The organism is Pantoea jilinensis (genome assembly GCF_019104105.1).
Classification (GTDB): domain Bacteria; phylum Pseudomonadota; class Gammaproteobacteria; order Enterobacterales; family Enterobacteriaceae; genus Pantoea; species Pantoea eucalypti.
This window is the reverse complement of the sequence record NZ_CP077746.1, coordinates 915,563-932,560: the sequence shown is the minus strand read 5'-3', so window position 1 is coordinate 932,560 and position 16,998 is coordinate 915,563. Positions and strand designations below refer to the sequence as shown.

Here is a 16,998-nt window from a genome sequence, read left to right as displayed (position 1 = left end):
TATCAGACAATCTGTGTGGACACTGCGCGGGAAGGTATCTTCAGGTAAGGAGGTGATCCAACCGCAGGTTCCCCTACGGTTACCTTGTTACGACTTCACCCCAGTCATGAATCACAAAGTGGTAAGCGCCCTCCCGAAGGTTAAGCTACCTACTTCTTTTGCAACCCACTCCCATGGTGTGACGGGCGGTGTGTACAAGGCCCGGGAACGTATTCACCGTGGCATTCTGATCCACGATTACTAGCGATTCCGACTTCACGGAGTCGAGTTGCAGACTCCGATCCGGACTACGACGCACTTTGTGAGGTCCGCTTGCTCTCGCGAGGTCGCTTCTCTTTGTATGCGCCATTGTAGCACGTGTGTAGCCCTACTCGTAAGGGCCATGATGACTTGACGTCATCCCCACCTTCCTCCGGTTTATCACCGGCAGTCTCCTTTGAGTTCCCGCCATCACGCGCTGGCAACAAAGGATAAGGGTTGCGCTCGTTGCGGGACTTAACCCAACATTTCACAACACGAGCTGACGACAGCCATGCAGCACCTGTCTCAGAGTTCCCGAAGGCACCAATCCATCTCTGGAAAGTTCTCTGGATGTCAAGAGTAGGTAAGGTTCTTCGCGTTGCATCGAATTAAACCACATGCTCCACCGCTTGTGCGGGCCCCCGTCAATTCATTTGAGTTTTAACCTTGCGGCCGTACTCCCCAGGCGGTCGACTTAACGCGTTAGCTCCGGAAGCCACTCCTCAAGGGAACAACCTCCAAGTCGACATCGTTTACGGCGTGGACTACCAGGGTATCTAATCCTGTTTGCTCCCCACGCTTTCGCACCTGAGCGTCAGTCTTTGTCCAGGGGGCCGCCTTCGCCACCGGTATTCCTCCAGATCTCTACGCATTTCACCGCTACACCTGGAATTCTACCCCCCTCTACAAGACTCAAGCCTGCCAGTTTCAAATGCAGTTCCCAGGTTAAGCCCGGGGATTTCACATCTGACTTAACAGACCGCCTGCGTGCGCTTTACGCCCAGTAATTCCGATTAACGCTTGCACCCTCCGTATTACCGCGGCTGCTGGCACGGAGTTAGCCGGTGCTTCTTCTGCGGGTAACGTCAATCGATGCGGTTATTAACCACATCGCCTTCCTCCCCGCTGAAAGTACTTTACAACCCGAAGGCCTTCTTCATACACGCGGCATGGCTGCATCAGGCTTGCGCCCATTGTGCAATATTCCCCACTGCTGCCTCCCGTAGGAGTCTGGACCGTGTCTCAGTTCCAGTGTGGCTGGTCATCCTCTCAGACCAGCTAGGGATCGTCGCCTAGGTGGGCCATTACCCCGCCTACTAGCTAATCCCATCTGGGTTCATCCGATAGTGAGAGGCCCGAAGGTCCCCCTCTTTGGTCTTGCGACGTTATGCGGTATTAGCCACCGTTTCCAGTGGTTATCCCCCTCTATCAGGCAGATCCCCAGACATTACTCACCCGTCCGCCACTCGTCACCCAAGAGCAAGCTCTCTGTGCTACCGTCCGACTTGCATGTGTTAGGCCTGCCGCCAGCGTTCAATCTGAGCCATGATCAAACTCTTCAATTTAAGTTTGATTTGCTTAAACAAGTTAAGCGGTGCTCATCTGTAAAACGTCATAATGAATTTCATTATGTGTTCACTCGTGAGGCTTTGATATTTTTTTACGTCCGGAGACGCTGATATCAATCCTGCGAGTGCCCACACAGATTGTCTGATAAATTGTTAAAGAGCAGTGCGAACAGTGCGTTAGCGTCCTGTCGCGAGGTGGCGTATATTACGCTTTCCTCCTGCAGAGTCAACCTCTATTTCAGAAGTTTTTCTCCGGCGGCGCAGTCTCCTGTGCCTGCTGACCCGTTTTCCGTTGCCGGTTTGCCGTGTCAGTGGAGGCGCATTATAGGGAACGGCTGAGATAGCGCAAGTGCAAATTAAGACTTTTTTTCTGACCGTTCACTTTGCATCCAAAAAGAACAGTAAGTAAGCAAAAACCCCTTTAAAGGGTAAAAAAAACGGGCCAGAGGCCCGTTTTTCGATTCGCACTATTACTGATGTGCCGTTATGACGTCGTTAACGACATCCATTTCGATGGTTTTACCCGGCACCAGCGAACCTGCAAGGATCTGCTGAGCCAGCGGGTTCTCGATCTGCTGCTGTATCGCACGTTTCAGCGGACGCGCACCATAGACCGGGTCATACCCATTTTCCGCCAGCAGTTTGATCGCATCATCGGAGATGTGCAGCTGATAGCCACGTTCATCCAGACGTTTGTACAACCGCTGCAGCTGAATCTGCGCAATGGAGGCAATGTGTTTCTCCGCCAGCGGATGGAACACCACTACCTCATCAATACGGTTGACGAATTCAGGACGGAAATGCTGTCCGACCACACCCATCACAATATCTTTCATTTCCGGATAGCTGAGATTACCGAACCGCTCCTGGATTAAATCTGACCCCAGGTTAGAGGTCATGATCACCACGCTGTTACGGAAATCGACCGTACGACCCTGTCCATCCGTCAGACGCCCATCATCCAGCACCTGCAGCAGAATGTTGAAGACATCAGGATGCGCCTTTTCAACTTCATCCAGCAGGATGACGGAATAAGGACGACGGCGCACCGCTTCGGTCAGATAACCGCCCTCTTCATAGCCGACGTAGCCCGGAGGTGCACCCACCAGCCGTGAGACCGAATGTTTTTCCATAAACTCGGACATGTCGATACGCACCATCGCATCGTCACTGTCGAACAGGAAATTAGCCAGCGACTTACACAGTTCGGTTTTACCTACCCCGGTTGGACCCAGGAACAGGAAAGAGCCGATAGGCCGGTTAGGATCAGAGAGACCTGCACGACTACGGCGGATGGCATTCGATACCGCTTCTACCGCTTCATCCTGTCCAATGACCCGGCCATGCAGATCCTGCTCCATGCGCAGCAACTTATCACGCTCACCTTCCATCATGCGTGCCACCGGAATACCGGTCCAGCGAGCCAGCACATCGGCAATCTCCACATCAGTTACGCGGTTGCGCAGTAACTTCATGGTTTTACCTTCAGCCTGGGTCGCTGCGGCTAACTGTTTTTCCAGTGCCGGAATTTTACCGTACTGCAGCTCTGACATCTGAGCGAGATCGCCCTGGCGACGGGCCTGCTCTAAATTCAGACGCGCCTGCTCCAGTTCAGCTTTGATGTTCTGCGTGCCGGAGAGTGAGGCTTTCTCTGTCTTCCATTCATCTTCCAGCTCAGCGTATTCACGTTCTTTCTGATTCAGCTCGGTTTCCAGCATTTCAAGACGCTTGATGCTGGCATCGTCCGCCTCTTTCTTCAGCGCCTGCTGCTCCAGCTTCAACTGAATGATACGGCGCTCCAGGCGATCGAGTGACTCCGGCTTGGAGTCCATCTGCATACGAATACTGGATGCCGCCTCATCAATCAGGTCAATGGCTTTATCCGGCAGCTGGCGGTCAGCAATGTAACGATGAGACAGCGTTGCTGCCGCGACAATGGCCGGGTCAGTGATCTGCACATGATGATGCAGTTCGTAACGCTCTTTCAGGCCACGCAGAATCGCGATGGTGTCTTCCACACCTGGCTCAGCCACGAAGACTTTCTGGAAACGACGCTCCAGCGCGGCATCTTTCTCAATATACTGACGATACTCATCCAGTGTGGTGGCACCCACGCAGTGCAGTTCACCACGCGCCAGCGCAGGCTTAAGCATGTTGCCCGCGTCCATCGCACCGTCCGCTTTACCCGCACCGACCATAGTGTGCAGTTCGTCGATAAACAGAATGACGTTGCCTTCCTGTTTCGACAGATCGCTCAGCACCCCTTTCAGACGTTCTTCGAACTCACCGCGATATTTCGCCCCGGCGACCAGTGCCCCCATATCCAGCGCCAGCACCCGACGACCTTTCAGGCCCTCAGGCACTTCACCGTTAATGATGCGCTGCGCCAGCCCTTCGACAATCGCGGTTTTACCCACGCCAGGTTCACCTATCAGCACCGGGTTATTTTTGGTACGGCGCTGCAGAACCTGAATGGTGCGGCGAATCTCTTCATCACGCCCAATCACCGGATCGAGTTTGCCCTTTTCTGCACGCTCGGTCAGGTCGATAGTGTATTTCTTTAATGCCTGGCGCTGATCTTCAGCCCCCTGATCGTTCACGTTGTCTCCTCCCCGCATCTGTTCAATCGCACTGGTGATTTTTTCGCGCGTTGCGCCTGCCGCTTTAAGCAGATCGGCCAGTGAACCACGGGATTCCAGGGCAGCCAGAACAAATAATTCGGATGAAATAAAGTGGTCATTGCGCTTCTGCGCCAGCTTGTCGCACAGGTTTAATACCCGGACAAGGTCAGATGAGGGTTGTACATCCCCTTCGCTGCCTTCAACTTGTGGCAGGCGATCAATAGCCTGCTCGAGCTGAGCGCGAAAAGGTGTGACGTCGACACCCGCCGAAGTCAGTAAAGGTGAAACCGATCCGCCTTCCTGTTTGAGCAACGCGCTCATCAGGTGCAGAGGTTCAATGAATTGGTTGTCGTGTCCCAGAGCCAGGGACTGCGCGTCGGCGAGAGCCAGCTGAAATTTGTTAGTAAGACGATCCAGACGCATAATTCCTCCCATTACAGGTCAAAATGCTACTGGAGATTAAATGAGGTCATCCCTCAAAATTTCAAGGTTAATGACCTGAGATTTGAGTAAAAAATACGCTAACTGGACCGTCTTATGGCGTAAGGTTATAACAGCCAGATCAAAGTTGCCATACGCCCGGTGATCCCATCACGACGAAAGGAGAAGAAATCGTCGCGTTGCGTAAAGGTACAGCGGCTATCGGCGCTGATTGAATTGACGCCCGCTGCCTGCAGCCGCATACGCGCCAGCAGCCAGATGTCCGCGTAAAACCGGTCGCCTGATGGACGGAAAGCCTGCACAGCGCGGGGATCCTGCGCCATAAAAGCCTCACGCACTTCTGCGCCAACCTCAAACGCATCCGGTCCGATGGCCGGCCCCAGCCAGACATGAATCTGCTCAGGCGGAGAACGAAACTGCGCCAGCGTATTTTCCAGTACACCGGCACAGAGCCCGCGCCAGCCTGCATGTGCTGCCGCCACTTCCGTCCCATCCTGCGAACAGAACAGCACCGGCAGACAGTCAGCGGTCATGATGGCGCAGACGACGCCGGGCTGATCGGTAATGCAGGCATCAGCACGTAATGGCGTACTTCCGCCTGCAGTCAGACGCACGACCTCCGTGCCATGAACCTGCTCCAGCCACTGCGGCATAGCGGGCAAATCCGCCTTATCCACCAGCAACTGACGGTTACGCGCCACCGCATCCGGATTATCTCCCACGTGCCCGCCGAGATTCAGCGCATCCCAGGGCGACGTGCTTACGCCACCCTGTCGCTGCGTCGAGCAGGCCCGAACGCGTGACGAGGCGGGCCATTGCGGCGTAATCAGACTCATCACCAATTCATCTGGTCTTTAAATTCTTCAGTGTCTGCTTTTAACGCCGCGATTAAATCAACCATGTCCTGTGGAAGCGCAGCATGGAATTCCATCTCAATACCACTGATTGGATGATAGAGGCGCAACATCGTGGCGTGCAGTGCCTGACGATCGAAACCGCGCAGCGTAGTAATAAATGCCTCTGATGCCCCTTTTGGCGGACGCGGGCGGCCACCGTAAAGTGGATCGCCCACCAGCGGATGGCTGATGTGAGACATATGCACACGGATCTGGTGAGTACGACCCGTCTCCAGACGCAGACGCAGACGGGTATGAGCCCGGAAATGCTCCATGATGCGATAATGCGTCACCGCCGGTTTGCCCATTGGATGAACCGCCATATGGGTACGTTTGGTGGAGTGACGGCTGATAGGCTGCTCAACCGTGCCGCCCGCCGTCATATTGCCAATCGCGACCGCTTCATATTCACGGGTGATTTCGCGACGCTGCAGCGAGTCCACCAGATGCGTCTGAGCCGGAACGGTTTTCGCGACCACCATTAAACCGGTGGTGTCTTTATCCAGGCGGTGTACGATGCCGGCGCGTGGCACATCCATAATCGCAGGGTAGTGATGAAGTAAGGCGTTTAACACCGTGCCATCCGGATTACCGGCGCCAGGGTGAACCACAAAGTCACGTGGTTTGTTGATGACAATAATGTCTTCATCTTCATAAACGATGTCGAGTGGCAGATCCTGAGGTTCCCAGCGCTGTGCCTCTTCGATCTCAGCGTCAATCGCGACCAGCTCGCCGCCCAGCACTTTTTCTTTGGGGGTATCGACCATAACGCCGTTTACAGTAACGCGACGATCAAGGATCCACTCTTTTATGCGGGAACGTGAATAATCAGGGAACAATTCCGCCAAAGTCTGATCTAAACGTTGTCCGAGTTGTGACTCGGATACCGTTGCGGTGAGTTGAACTTGTTGTGCCATATACAGCTTCTTCGTTAACGTTGGGTTTTCACGGCGATGCCGTTTAATATAATGTGCTATCGTACCTGGTCATTACCGGGAGCTATACGGACAGCTTCCGCCATAACATTTGAGGATAATCACTTCGTCATGACGCGTATGAAACATCTGGTGGCTGCTGCCACACTGAGCCTGGCACTTGTTGGTTGTTCCGGCTCAAATGACGCGGTACCGGACAACCCGCCTTCTGAAATCTATGCTACAGCGCAGCAAAAGCTGCAGGACGGTAACTTTAAAGCCGCGATTAAGCAACTGGAAGCGCTGGATAATCGTTATCCGTTCGGTCCTTATTCGCAGCAGGTGCAGCTGGATTTAATCTACGCGTACTATAAAAATGCCGATCTGCCCCTGGCGCAGGCTGCCATTGCTCGCTTTATGCGTCTGAACCCCACGCATCCGAACATTGACTATGTCATCTATATGAAAGGTCTGACGGACATGGCGCTGGATGACTCCGCGCTGCAGGGCTTCTTTGGTATTGATCGTTCTGACCGCGATCCGACGCACGCTCGTGATGCTTTCCGCGACTTCTCCCAGCTGCTGCGTAATTACCCGAACAGCCAGTATGCGGCTGATGCTCAGAAACGCCTGGTCTATCTGAAAGACCGTCTGGCTAAATATGAGCTGTCAGTGGCGCAATTCTATACTAAGCGTGAGGCTTATGTCGCGGTTGTTAACCGTGTAGAAGGTATGATGCGCGATTATCCGGATACGCAGGCGACACACGATGCCCTGCCGCTGATGGAAAATGCTTACCGTAATCTGCAGCTGAACGCTGAAGCTGACAAAGTGGCGAAAATCATTGCAGTCAACAAAAGCTGATTGCCCGACCGATTTCAGCCACAAAAAAAGCAGCCTGCGATGGCTGCTTTTTTTTGCCCGAAGAACAGTCAGATTTGGATCTGATTCCAGCGAGCTAACTCATCCAGCATGCCGTGTTAATCGTTTCGCTTCAAGCCATTTCAGCGAGTTTCTCTGCCTTTCTCACAGAATGTTGTAACTGACAAAAAGTGACATTTTTTCGTGATCAAAATCTCACATTTAACGTTTTTTCGCGCTATGCTGAGAAGACCAAGACGGAAATGACAGAGAGGTAAGAATAATGATTCTGAACATTACCAGTAAACAAATGGACATCACCCCGGCAATCCGAAGCCATGTTGAAGACCGTCTCGCCAAGCTCGAAAAATGGCAAACCGACCTGATTAATCCGCATATTGTCCTGTCCAAAGAGCCCAAAGAATTCGTGGCTGATGCCACTATTAACACACCGAACGGGACTCTGGTGGCCAGCGCCAAGCACGACGATATGTATACCGCCATCAACGATTTGATTGCGAAACTCGAACGTCAGCTGAATAAAGTTCAGCATAAGTCTGAAGCCCGCCGCGCCAGTGCCAGCGTAAAAGACATTATCCCCGCCGACGAAGAGTCCTGATTTCCTTAACGCGCCTCCGGGCGCGTTTTTTATTGACAGCTTTTAAGCAGTACGGTTACTCTCAGGTCACTCACATTTCGGACATTACGATGAAACCCACTCTGTTTTTCTTCGCTTTCTTTTTTACCTTCCCCTGAACGGGAGGCTATTCGTCGTGTGAAAATGAAAGCGAAGACGAACAACGAAGCCTCCCAACCGGGAGGCTTTTTTATTGGATAGCATACAGGTGAGCCCTATGAATCCCGACAATCCCTTGCTGGCGTTACGCGATAAGATCAGCGCAGTGGATAAAAAACTTCTGACGCTGCTGGCCGAGCGTCGTCTGCTGGCAGTGGAAGTCGCACATGCAAAACTTGCCACGCATCGCCCGATTCGGGATGTGGAACGCGAACGTGCGCTGCTGGAGAATCTGATTGTACTGGGTAAAGCGCATAAACTGGATGCGCACTACATCACCCGGCTGTTCCAGCTGGTTATTGAAGATTCAGTGCTGACTCAGCAAGCACTGCTGCAGAAAAATCTCAACCATCCTCATGCGCATGCCGCCCGTATCGCATTCCTCGGCCCGAAAGGCTCTTACTCGCACCTTGCCGCACGCAACTACGCGTCACGTCATTTCGACAGCATGGTGGAGTGTGGCTGCCTGAAATTTCACGACATCATCAAGCAGGTCGAAAATGGCCTGGCTGATTACGCCGTGATGCCGATTGAGAACACCAGTTCGGGCTCGATCAATGATGTCTACGATCTGCTGCAACAGACCAGCCTCTCTATCGTGGGCGAACTGACCTTACCTATCGACCACTGCGTGCTGGTGAATGGCCCCACCGATCTGCAGCAGATTGAGACGGTGTACAGCCATCCTCAGCCCTTCCAGCAGTGCAGCCAGTTTATTAACCGTTTCCCGCACTGGAAAATTGAATATACCGAGAGTACTGCGGCAGCGATGGAGAGAGTGGCTGCGCTCAACTCACCTAAGGTGGCAGCATTAGGCAGTGAAGCCGGTGGTGAGCTCTATCAGTTGCAGGTGCTGGAACGTAATCTGGCAAACCAGCAGCAGAACCATACCCGCTTTATCGTGCTCGCCCGAAAAGCCATCGAGGTTTCAGATCAGGTGCCAGCGAAAACGACACTGATTATGGCAACCGGCCAGCAGGCGGGTGCGCTGGTTGATGCACTATTGGTGCTGCGTCAGCACAACCTGATTATGAGCAAGCTGGAGTCACGCCCGATTAATGGCAATCCGTGGGAAGAGATGTTTTACATTGATGTGCAGGGTAACCTGCAATCAGAGCGGATGCAGCAGGCTCTGCAGGAGTTACAGACCATGACCCGCTCTCTGAAGGTGCTGGGCTGCTATCCCAGCGAGAATGTGATACCCGCTGAACCCGGCGATGAAACCGTTGAATAGCAAAAAGGCATCCGCAGGGATGCCTTTTTCGTTTATGGCCGACTGTCATTGGCCGAGCGTAACAGACTCCGGCTTTCCACCAGGAAGCGTTTCGCGTGATCGCCAAACCACTGCTCGACCCGGTTAAAGCTGGCAATGAATGCCTGTTTATCGCCCTGCTCCAGCAGCGCAATCGCTTCACCAAAGCGCTGGTAATAACGTTTGATCAGCGCCAGATTACTCTCTGACGACATGATGATATCCGCGTAAAGCTGCGGATCCTGAGCAAACAACCGCCCTACCATTGCCAGCTCCAGTCGATAAATAGGCGATGAGAGTGCCAGCAGCTGATCAAGATTCACGTTTTCTTCAGCTAAATGCAGACCGTAGGCAAAGGTGGCAAAGTGACGCAGTGCCTGAATAAACGCCATGTTCTGGTCATGCTCTACAGCGCTGATACGATGCAGACGCGCACCCCAGACCTGAATCTGCTCCAGGAACCACTGATACGCTTCCGGCTGTCGGCCATCACACCAGACCACCACCTGTTTTGCCAGGCTGCCGCTGTCCGGGCCAAACATCGGGTGCAGACCCAGCACCGGACCATTATGAGTGGCCAGCATCGCCTGCAGAGGCCGGTTTTTCACAGAAGCCAGGTCCACCAGAATACAATCTTCCGGCAGTGGCGGCAGCTGTGCAATAACCTGCTCGGTCAGGTGAATCGGCACACTGATGATGACCATACCGGCATCGCTGAGCAGCGTTTCAGCCTGAGGCCAGTCTTCTTTATCCAGCGTTTTAACTGTGTAGCCTGACAGGCCGAGCATTTTTTCAAACAACCGGCCCATCTGGCCTTTGCCGCCGACAATCACCACCGGGCGCAGTTCAGGACAGAGGGTTTTAAAGCCTTTGTCATTTTCGCTGGTATAGGACTCGCGCATCACACGACGCAGCACATCTTCAATCAGATCCGGGGGGACGCCGAGCGCCTCTGCCTCTTTGCGACGCGAAGCCAGCATTGACGCTTCACGCTCAGGGACATAGATAGGCAGACCGTAACGGCTCTTCACCTCCCCCACCTCAGCCACCAGCTCCAGCCGTTTAACCAGCAGATCCAGCAGCGCCTTATCAACACTGTCAATTTGATCGCGTAACGCGGTCAGTTCAGCCACCATTGCTCTTACACCTCTTGTGACAGACGCGCCGACAGCACTCCCTGCAGATCCTGATGCATCTCACGCAGCAACGTTTCGGTCACTTCCCAGTTGATGCACGCATCGGTTACGGAAACGCCATACTTCATTTCGCTGCGTGGCTGCTCAGAAGACTGGTTACCTTCATTGATATGGCTTTCCAGCATCAAACCAATGATTGAACGGTTTCCGTCTTTGATCTGCGCAATAGCGGATTCCGCTACGCCAGGCTGACGGCTGTAGTCTTTATTCGAATTGCCATGGCTGCAATCTATCATTAAGGCTGGACGCAGTCCCGCCTTCAGCATCTCTTTTTCACACTGCGCGACATCTTCGGGACCGTAGTTCGGCGCTTTGCCACCACGAAGAATTACGTGACCATCCGGATTGCCCTGAGTCTGCAGCAGGCAGACCTGACCGGCCTGATTAATCCCGACAAAACGGTGCGGCATTGCAGCAGCACGCATCGCGTTGATTGCTGTGCCCAGACTGCCATCGGTGCCATTTTTAAAGCCAACTGGCATCGACAGGCCCGAGGCCATCTCACGGTGCGTCTGAGATTCTGTCGTCCGTGCGCCAATCGCCGACCAGCTGAACAGGTCGCCCAGGTATTGCGGGCTATTCGGATCCAGCGCTTCTGTGGCCAGCGGCAAGCCCATTTCAACCAGGTTCACCAGCAGCTGGCGCGCAATATGCAGACCCGCTTCCATATCAAACGAGTTATCCATGTAAGGATCATTGATCAGCCCTTTCCAGCCAACAGTAGTTCGGGGTTTTTCAAAATAGACGCGCATCACAATATAGAGCTGATCTTTCAGCTGTTCAGAAAGCGTTTGCAGACGACGAGCATAGTCCAGTGCCACTTCGGTATCGTGAATCGAGCAGGGTCCGCACACCACCAGCAGACGCGGATCGCGGCCGGCAATAATGTCAGAGATAGTCTGGCGGGACGCCGCGACCTGATCCTGCTGTTCAGTTGTCAGTGGAAACTTCGCTTTCAGTTCTTCAGGCGTGATCAATACCTGTTCACCGGCGATATGCACATTGTTCAGCGCGTCTTTTTGCATGATGGCGATCCTTTGGCTCGATATAGCGGATAAGGGCTCCTCATTGAGGATTGCAAATACTGTATCACAGACAATACATAGCGCAAGATTACATGTACACATTTATTACCACAGGTCTGAATAAACCAACCTAATGACAAATAAAATCATATATATCATTTATTTAAATTTAATAAATGAATTAATGACAGTCGCCTTGATGTAAAATAAAGTTTACACATGCTCTTATTGCGTTTCTGTCTGTTGCAGGCAAAATGAGAATATTATTTATTTTCAGGCTGAGTCCATAATGCACGCCTCCCCACTGAACATCTCCCTTCGACCGTTTCTGCTAAGCGACGTCTCCGCGTTTACCGCTGCGGTCAATGCTTCTCTGGACAGCCTGATCCCGTGGATGGTCTGGGCGCATCACGATTACCAGCCTCATGATGCCGAAAGCTGGATCCGCTTTACCCACTGGCAACGGATGAAGGAGGAAGCGGAAGAGTTTGCGATTGTTGATCAGCATGACCAGCTGCTGGGGGGCGCAGGAATACGCTTTGCCCGCCATCCGGGTGACACCAGCGCAATAGGTTACTGGGTTCGCAGTGACGTTCAGCGTCAGGGAATTGCCAGCCGCGCGGTGGCAAAGCTACTCCCTCTGGGGTTTTCACGACCGGAGACCCGGTTGATTGAAATTCTGGCGGCGGAGGACAATCTGGCCAGTCGGAGAGTCGCTGAAAAGTGCGGCGGGCAGTTTATTGGCTGTCGCTATGGCTTGATCGTATTAGAGGCGGGACCGGTTAATACGGCGATTTATCATTTTCACCGGCCGGACGCCGGTTGACTGCAGGCTGCAAGGATGGCACTGACATAAAAAAGGGGCTGGCAGATGCCAACCCCTTGTTTGCTATTAACTTTTAGATGTCGCGTTAGCGATACCTTAGTTAAGACGCTCTTTAATACGAGCAGACTTACCAGTACGCTCACGCAGGTAGTACAGTTTGGCTTTACGCACAGCGCCACGACGTTTAACAGCGATGCTGTCAATTACAGGTGAATGAGTCTGGAATACACGCTCAACGCCTTCGCCGTTAGAAATTTTGCGAACAGTGAATGCAGAGTGCAGACCGCGGTTACGAATAGCGATAACCACGCCCTCGAATGCCTGCAGACGTTTTTTAGAACCTTCAACGACCCATACTTTCACTTCCACGGAATCACCCGGGCGGAAGGAAGGTACGTCCTGTTTCATCTGCTCTTGTTCAATTTGCTTGATAATGTTGCTCATAATTAAATCTCATATCCTGGGTAAACTGATAGTCGGGGAAGAGCTTACTCTTCCACATCATCGTTTTGTTGCTGCTGAGATTCCCGCTGGAACTCATTCAACAACCTTGCTTGCTCTTCAGTCAGAGCCAGGTTTTCCAGAAGTTCAGGTCTTCTCAGCCAGGTACGGCCTAGCGACTGCTTCAGACGCCAGCGGCGAATATCAGCATGGTTACCTGACAGTAATACTGCCGGGACTTCCACGCCGTCTAACACTTCAGGTCGGGTATAGTGCGGACAATCCAGCAAACCTTCAGAGAACGAATCCTCATCGGCTGACGCCTGCTTGCCGAGTACGCCGGGAATAAACCGGGCGACTGCGTCAATCATCGTCATCGCTGGCAGTTCCCCGCCACTGAGAACGTAATCACCGATTGACCATTCTTCATCAATTTCGGTCTGGATTACGCGCTCATCAATCCCTTCATAACGGCCACAGACCAGAATTAACTTGTCCCGTGCCGCCAGTTCGCAAACGCCCTGTTGGTCCAGTTTGCGACCCTGAGGTGAAAGATATATCACCCTGGCCCCTTCACCTGCCGCTGCTTTCGCTGCGGAGATGGCATCCCGTAAGGGTTGTACCATCATCAGCATTCCCGGTCCGCCGCCGTAAGGACGATCATCCACGGTACGGTGCCGGTCGTGAGTGAAATCACGAGGACTCCAGCTCTGAATGCTGAGCAGACCGTTTTTTACAGCCCGGCCAGTTACCCCGTAATCGGTAATAGCGCGAAACATTTCTGGAAACAGGCTAATAACACCAATCCACATTGTATTCGCCGTTACGTTACCGTTCGATTCGGAGATCAAAAACCAGGATCCCAATCTACCTCAATGACGCCAGTAGAGAGATCGACTTTCCTGATAACCTGTTCATCAAGAAACGGAATTAACCGCTCCTGAGCACCGAACGCATCCTTCAGGTTTGCCTTAACGACGAGAACGTCGTTCGAGCCGGTTTCCATCATATCGATGACTTTACCCATCTCGTAGCCTTCAAGGTTAACGACCTGGCAGCCCATAAGGTCTTTCCAGTAGTAGTCACCCTCTTCCAGCGATGGCAACTGCGTCGAGTCAACCTGAATTTCGCAATTGGTTAACTGAGCCGCCGCATCCCGATCTTCAATGCCTTTGACTTTGATGATCAGGTCCTGATTGTGGTGCTTCCAACCTTCCAGTTCGACCTGCTGCCATTTACCGGCGCGCTGGATGAACCAGGGTTGGTAGTTGAAGATGCTTTCAGCGTCTTCAGTGGAGGAAAACACTTTGAGCCAGCCGCGAATACCGTAGGCGGCTCCCATCTTACCCAACACAATTGGGTTAACAGGAGGCTGTGCGGCAAGTTGTCTGCTCATGCTCACCACCGTGACAGATTAAGCTGCTTTCTTAGCTTCTTTGACCAGCGCGTTAACGCGGTCAGAAAGCGTTGCGCCCTGGCCAACCCAGTGCTCGATACGATCCAGATCAAGACGCAGACCTTCAGCCTGACCAGATGCGATCGGGTTGAAGAAACCAACGCGCTCAATGAAACGACCGTTGCGTGCATTGCGGCTGTCAGTGACGACGACCTGATAGAACGGACGCTTTTTAGCGCCGTGACGTGCCAAACGAATTGTTACCATAACATCCTCTTCAGTTAATAAAACACCCGGCCCCCATCGAGGAACGGGGTCCGGGTGCTGTATAAAAAGCCCGAAAATTTTACTCATTTTGGCGAAAAAAGCAACCCAAACCGTGCCTTTTCGGGCTTTTTTGTGGAACGCTTTAGCGGCCAGGGAAACCTGGCGGCATCATACCCTTCATGCCGCGCATCATTTTCGCCATACCGCCCTTCTTCATTTTCTTCATCATACGCTGCATGTCGTCGAACTGCTTTAATAAGCGGTTAACGTCCTGCACCTGCATACCGGAACCGGTAGCAATACGGCGCTTGCGCGAGCCTTTGATGATTTCTGGTTTCTCACGCTCTTTGCGCGTCATCGAGTTGATGATGGCTTCCATGCGCACCAGCACTTTGTCATCCATCTGCGACTTTACGTTATCTGGCAGCTGTCCCATACCCGGCAGTTTACCCATCAGGCTGGCCATACCGCCCATGTTGCGCATCTGCTTTAGCTGCTCAAGGAAGTCATTGAGATCAAAACCGTCGCCGGTTTTCAGCTTTTTAGCCAGTTTCTCCGCCTGATCGCGGTCAACTTTGCTTTCGATATCTTCAATAAGGGAGAGTACGTCACCCATGCCCAGGATACGCGAAGCAATACGCTCCGGGTAGAATGGCTCAAGCGCTTCGGTCTTTTCACCGACGCCCATGAATTTGATCGGTTTGCCGGTGATATGGCGAATTGACAGCGCCGCACCACCGCGTGCATCACCGTCAACCTTGGTCAGAATAACACCGGTCAGCGGCAGCGCTTCATTAAAGGCTTTTGCCGTGTTTGCGGCATCCTGACCGGTCATGGCATCGACCACAAACAGGGTTTCTACCGGCTTGATCGCCGCATGAACCTGTTTGATTTCGTCCATCATTGCTTCGTCAACGTGCAGACGGCCGGCGGTATCCACCAGCAGCACATCGTAGAACTTCAGACGAGCTTCACGCAGCGCATTGTTGACGATATCGACCGGCTTCTGGCTGAGATCGGACGGACAGAAATCCACGCCAACCTGCTGTGCCAGCGTTTCCAGCTGTTTAATTGCCGCCGGACGATAGACGTCGGCAGAAACCACTAAAACTTTCTTCTTGTGCTTCTCGCGCAGGAATTTACCCAGCTTAGCAACACTGGTGGTTTTACCGGCACCCTGCAGGCCCGCCATCAGCACCACGGCTGGTGGCTGTGCTGCCAGGTCGAGTGCGTTGTTCTCTGCACCCATCGCCGCAACGAGTTCGTTACGTACGATTTTGATAAACTCCTGACCTGGCGTCAGACTTTTATTCACATCATGACCGACCGCGCTCTCTTTCACACGGTTGATGAAGTCACGCACCACCGGCAACGCAACGTCAGCCTCAAGCAGTGCCATGCGCACTTCACGCAGGGTCTCTTTGATGTTCTCTTCAGTCAGCCTTCCGCGGCCGCTGATATTTCGCAGGGTTTGCGACAAACGATCGGTTAAATTATCAAACATGGTCTCTCACTAAAAAAAAGATCGCGAGGCGCCTGATCGGCAGAATGCGGCGGATTATAACACGAAGCCTCGGCGATCTCTGCAATTGCCCCTCAGATCGTTTGGAGCCTGCTTCGGCTGGCGCTATACTGCCTTTTTCCTTATCTGACTGAACCTGAAAGGATCTATGTTCGTTTTCGCGATAGTGGCGCTATTCGCCTACTCCTTAAGTCTTGCCCTGATCATTCCCAGCCTGTTGAAACGTAACGGCGGCTGGCGGCGAATGGCGATGCTCTCTGCCTGTGTGGCGCTGGTGACACACGCGGTGGCCTTGCAGCAACGCATATTTGCTATTGATAGCGGACAGAACTTAAGCCTGCTTAACATTGGTTCACTGGTCAGCCTGTTGATTTGCGCCATCATGACCATTGTGGCGTCACGCAACCGTGGCTGGCTACTGCTGCCGATTGTTTATAGCTTCGCGCTGATCAATCTGGCCTTTGCCACCTTTGTCCCCAATGCGTTCATCACGCATCTGGAAACTACGCCAGGCATGATGATCCACATCGGCCTGTCGCTGTTCGCCTATGCAACGCTGATCATCGCCGCGCTTTATGCGCTGCAGCTGGCGTGGATCGATTATCAGTTAAAAAACAAGCGACTGGCGTTCACCCAGGATATGCCGCCGCTGCTGACCATCGAACGTAAGATGTTTCACATCACCCAGGTTGGCGTCGTGCTGTTAACGCTGGTGCTCTGCACCGGTCTGTTTTATATGCAGGATCTCTTCAGCGCAGAAAACGTCGATAAAGCCGTGCTCTCGATCATCGCGTGGTTTGTTTATATCGTTTTGCTCTGGGGGCACTATCATGAAGGCTGGCGTGGTCGCCGCGTCGTCTGGTTTAACTGCAGCGGTGCGGTGCTGTTGACCATGGCTTACTTCGGCAGCCGCATCCTGCAGCATCTGCTTGTCCCTGGTTCTCGTTAAAAAGGA

The 16,998-nt window shown here is 52.9% G+C and carries 16 protein-coding genes, 1 rRNA gene and 1 other annotated feature; of the genes, 6 read left to right on the top strand and 11 right to left on the bottom strand.

The window, feature by feature from the left end:
• Positions 1 to 45: 45 nt before the first annotated feature.
• The 4 genes from KTJ90_RS04430 to rluD form a co-directional block, all read right to left on the bottom strand.
• Positions 46 to 1,586 (bottom strand): 16S ribosomal RNA (locus KTJ90_RS04430).
• A gap of 473 nt (positions 1,587 to 2,059) precedes the next feature.
• A complete protein-coding gene (gene clpB / locus KTJ90_RS04425) occupies positions 2,060 to 4,645 on the bottom strand; it encodes an ATP-dependent Clp protease ATP-binding subunit (protein ID WP_499025962.1) in 2,586 nt (861 codons plus the stop codon).
• Between the two features lie 113 nt (positions 4,646 to 4,758).
• Positions 4,759 to 5,487, bottom strand: coding sequence for a purine nucleoside phosphorylase YfiH (gene yfiH, locus KTJ90_RS04420; RefSeq protein WP_039660792.1), 729 nt, complete (start codon positions 5,485 to 5,487; stop codon positions 4,759 to 4,761).
• Positions 5,487 to 6,464: a 23S rRNA pseudouridine(1911/1915/1917) synthase RluD gene (gene rluD, locus KTJ90_RS04415; protein ID WP_003849028.1), complete on the bottom strand. Its 978-nt coding sequence runs from the start codon at positions 6,462 to 6,464 to the stop codon at positions 5,487 to 5,489. Before rluD ends, yfiH begins: the two co-directional genes overlap by 1 nt.
• 129 nt (positions 6,465 to 6,593) lie before the next feature.
• On the opposite strand from rluD, the gene bamD reads away from it, so the two are divergent.
• The 4 genes from bamD to pheA all read left to right on the top strand — a co-directional run bounded on the left by bamD (position 6,594) and on the right by pheA (position 9,352).
• Entirely contained in the window at positions 6,594 to 7,325 is a 732-nt protein-coding gene (gene bamD, locus KTJ90_RS04410) for an outer membrane protein assembly factor BamD (protein ID WP_003849029.1), read from the top strand.
• Positions 7,326 to 7,605: 280 nt separating this feature from the next.
• Positions 7,606 to 7,941, top strand: coding sequence for a ribosome-associated translation inhibitor RaiA (gene raiA / locus KTJ90_RS04405; RefSeq protein ID WP_003849030.1), 336 nt, complete (start codon positions 7,606 to 7,608; stop codon positions 7,939 to 7,941).
• A gap of 88 nt (positions 7,942 to 8,029) precedes the next feature.
• Positions 8,030 to 8,154, top strand: a sequence feature (Phe leader region).
• Positions 8,031 to 8,078, top strand: coding sequence for a pheA operon leader peptide PheL (pheL, locus tag KTJ90_RS04400; RefSeq protein WP_197066373.1), 48 nt, complete (start codon positions 8,031 to 8,033; stop codon positions 8,076 to 8,078). (Overlaps the previous feature by 48 nt.)
• 22 nt (positions 8,155 to 8,176) lie before the next feature.
• A complete protein-coding gene (gene pheA, locus KTJ90_RS04395; protein WP_008927084.1) occupies positions 8,177 to 9,352 on the top strand; it encodes a bifunctional chorismate mutase/prephenate dehydratase in 1,176 nt (391 codons plus the stop codon).
• A 32-nt stretch (positions 9,353 to 9,384) separates the two neighbouring features.
• Here the strand turns inward: pheA and tyrA are convergent, their stop codons facing one another.
• Positions 9,385 to 10,506, bottom strand: coding sequence for a bifunctional chorismate mutase/prephenate dehydrogenase (gene tyrA / locus KTJ90_RS04390; RefSeq protein ID WP_499025960.1), 1,122 nt, complete (start codon positions 10,504 to 10,506; stop codon positions 9,385 to 9,387).
• A 5-nt stretch (positions 10,507 to 10,511) separates the two neighbouring features.
• Positions 10,512 to 11,591, bottom strand: coding sequence for a 3-deoxy-7-phosphoheptulonate synthase (locus tag KTJ90_RS04385; protein ID WP_003849031.1), 1,080 nt, complete (start codon positions 11,589 to 11,591; stop codon positions 10,512 to 10,514).
• A 289-nt stretch (positions 11,592 to 11,880) separates the two neighbouring features.
• Here KTJ90_RS04385 and KTJ90_RS04380 point away from each other — a divergent pair, with 289 nt between their 5' ends.
• On the top strand, positions 11,881 to 12,417 hold the full coding sequence (locus KTJ90_RS04380) for a GNAT family N-acetyltransferase (RefSeq protein ID WP_008927086.1): 537 nt from the start codon (positions 11,881 to 11,883) through the stop codon (positions 12,415 to 12,417).
• A gap of 96 nt (positions 12,418 to 12,513) precedes the next feature.
• On the opposite strand, the gene rplS is transcribed toward KTJ90_RS04380, so the two are convergent.
• The 5 genes from rplS to ffh form a co-directional block, all read right to left on the bottom strand.
• Positions 12,514 to 12,861 (bottom strand): 50S ribosomal protein L19, encoded by a 348-nt coding sequence (gene rplS / locus KTJ90_RS04375; protein WP_003849035.1) that lies wholly within the window; start codon positions 12,859 to 12,861, stop codon positions 12,514 to 12,516.
• A 44-nt stretch (positions 12,862 to 12,905) separates the two neighbouring features.
• On the bottom strand, positions 12,906 to 13,670 hold the full coding sequence (trmD, locus tag KTJ90_RS04370; RefSeq protein WP_003849037.1) for a tRNA (guanosine(37)-N1)-methyltransferase TrmD: 765 nt from the start codon (positions 13,668 to 13,670) through the stop codon (positions 12,906 to 12,908).
• A 35-nt stretch (positions 13,671 to 13,705) separates the two neighbouring features.
• Positions 13,706 to 14,254 (bottom strand): ribosome maturation factor RimM, encoded by a 549-nt coding sequence (gene rimM / locus KTJ90_RS04365; protein ID WP_003849039.1) that lies wholly within the window; start codon positions 14,252 to 14,254, stop codon positions 13,706 to 13,708.
• Between the two features lie 18 nt (positions 14,255 to 14,272).
• A complete protein-coding gene (rpsP, locus tag KTJ90_RS04360) occupies positions 14,273 to 14,521 on the bottom strand; it encodes a 30S ribosomal protein S16 (RefSeq protein WP_003849041.1) in 249 nt (82 codons plus the stop codon).
• A 142-nt stretch (positions 14,522 to 14,663) separates the two neighbouring features.
• On the bottom strand, positions 14,664 to 16,025 hold the full coding sequence (ffh, locus tag KTJ90_RS04355) for a signal recognition particle protein (protein WP_003849043.1): 1,362 nt from the start codon (positions 16,023 to 16,025) through the stop codon (positions 14,664 to 14,666).
• 166 nt (positions 16,026 to 16,191) lie between these two features.
• On the opposite strand from ffh, the gene KTJ90_RS04350 reads away from it, so the two are divergent.
• Positions 16,192 to 16,992 (top strand): cytochrome C assembly family protein, encoded by an 801-nt coding sequence (locus KTJ90_RS04350; RefSeq protein ID WP_003849045.1) that lies wholly within the window; start codon positions 16,192 to 16,194, stop codon positions 16,990 to 16,992.
• Positions 16,993 to 16,998 lie beyond the last annotated feature (6 nt).

Bases quoted from the DNA above. Each gene is read 5' to 3' on its own strand.
- clpB (WP_499025962.1), bottom strand. From the start codon at position 4,645: ATGGGAGGAATTATGCGTCTGGATCGTCTTACTAACAAATTTCAGCTG.
- yfiH (WP_039660792.1), bottom strand. From the start codon at position 5,487: ATGAGTCTGATTACGCCGCAATGGCCCGCCTCGTCACGCGTTCGGGCC.
- rluD (WP_003849028.1), bottom strand. From the start codon at position 6,464: ATGGCACAACAAGTTCAACTCACCGCAACGGTATCCGAGTCACAACTC.
- bamD (WP_003849029.1), top strand. From the start codon at position 6,594: ATGACGCGTATGAAACATCTGGTGGCTGCTGCCACACTGAGCCTGGCA.
- raiA (WP_003849030.1), top strand. From the start codon at position 7,606: ATGATTCTGAACATTACCAGTAAACAAATGGACATCACCCCGGCAATC.
- pheA (WP_008927084.1), top strand. From the start codon at position 8,177: ATGAATCCCGACAATCCCTTGCTGGCGTTACGCGATAAGATCAGCGCA.
- tyrA (WP_499025960.1), bottom strand. From the start codon at position 10,506: ATGGTGGCTGAACTGACCGCGTTACGCGATCAAATTGACAGTGTTGAT.
- KTJ90_RS04385 (WP_003849031.1), bottom strand. From the start codon at position 11,591: ATGCAAAAAGACGCGCTGAACAATGTGCATATCGCCGGTGAACAGGTA.
- KTJ90_RS04380 (WP_008927086.1), top strand. From the start codon at position 11,881: ATGCACGCCTCCCCACTGAACATCTCCCTTCGACCGTTTCTGCTAAGC.
- rplS (WP_003849035.1), bottom strand. From the start codon at position 12,861: ATGAGCAACATTATCAAGCAAATTGAACAAGAGCAGATGAAACAGGAC.
- trmD (WP_003849037.1), bottom strand. From the start codon at position 13,670: ATGTGGATTGGTGTTATTAGCCTGTTTCCAGAAATGTTTCGCGCTATT.
- rimM (WP_003849039.1), bottom strand. From the start codon at position 14,254: ATGAGCAGACAACTTGCCGCACAGCCTCCTGTTAACCCAATTGTGTTG.
- rpsP (WP_003849041.1), bottom strand. From the start codon at position 14,521: ATGGTAACAATTCGTTTGGCACGTCACGGCGCTAAAAAGCGTCCGTTC.
- ffh (WP_003849043.1), bottom strand. From the start codon at position 16,025: ATGTTTGATAATTTAACCGATCGTTTGTCGCAAACCCTGCGAAATATC.
- KTJ90_RS04350 (WP_003849045.1), top strand. From the start codon at position 16,192: ATGTTCGTTTTCGCGATAGTGGCGCTATTCGCCTACTCCTTAAGTCTT.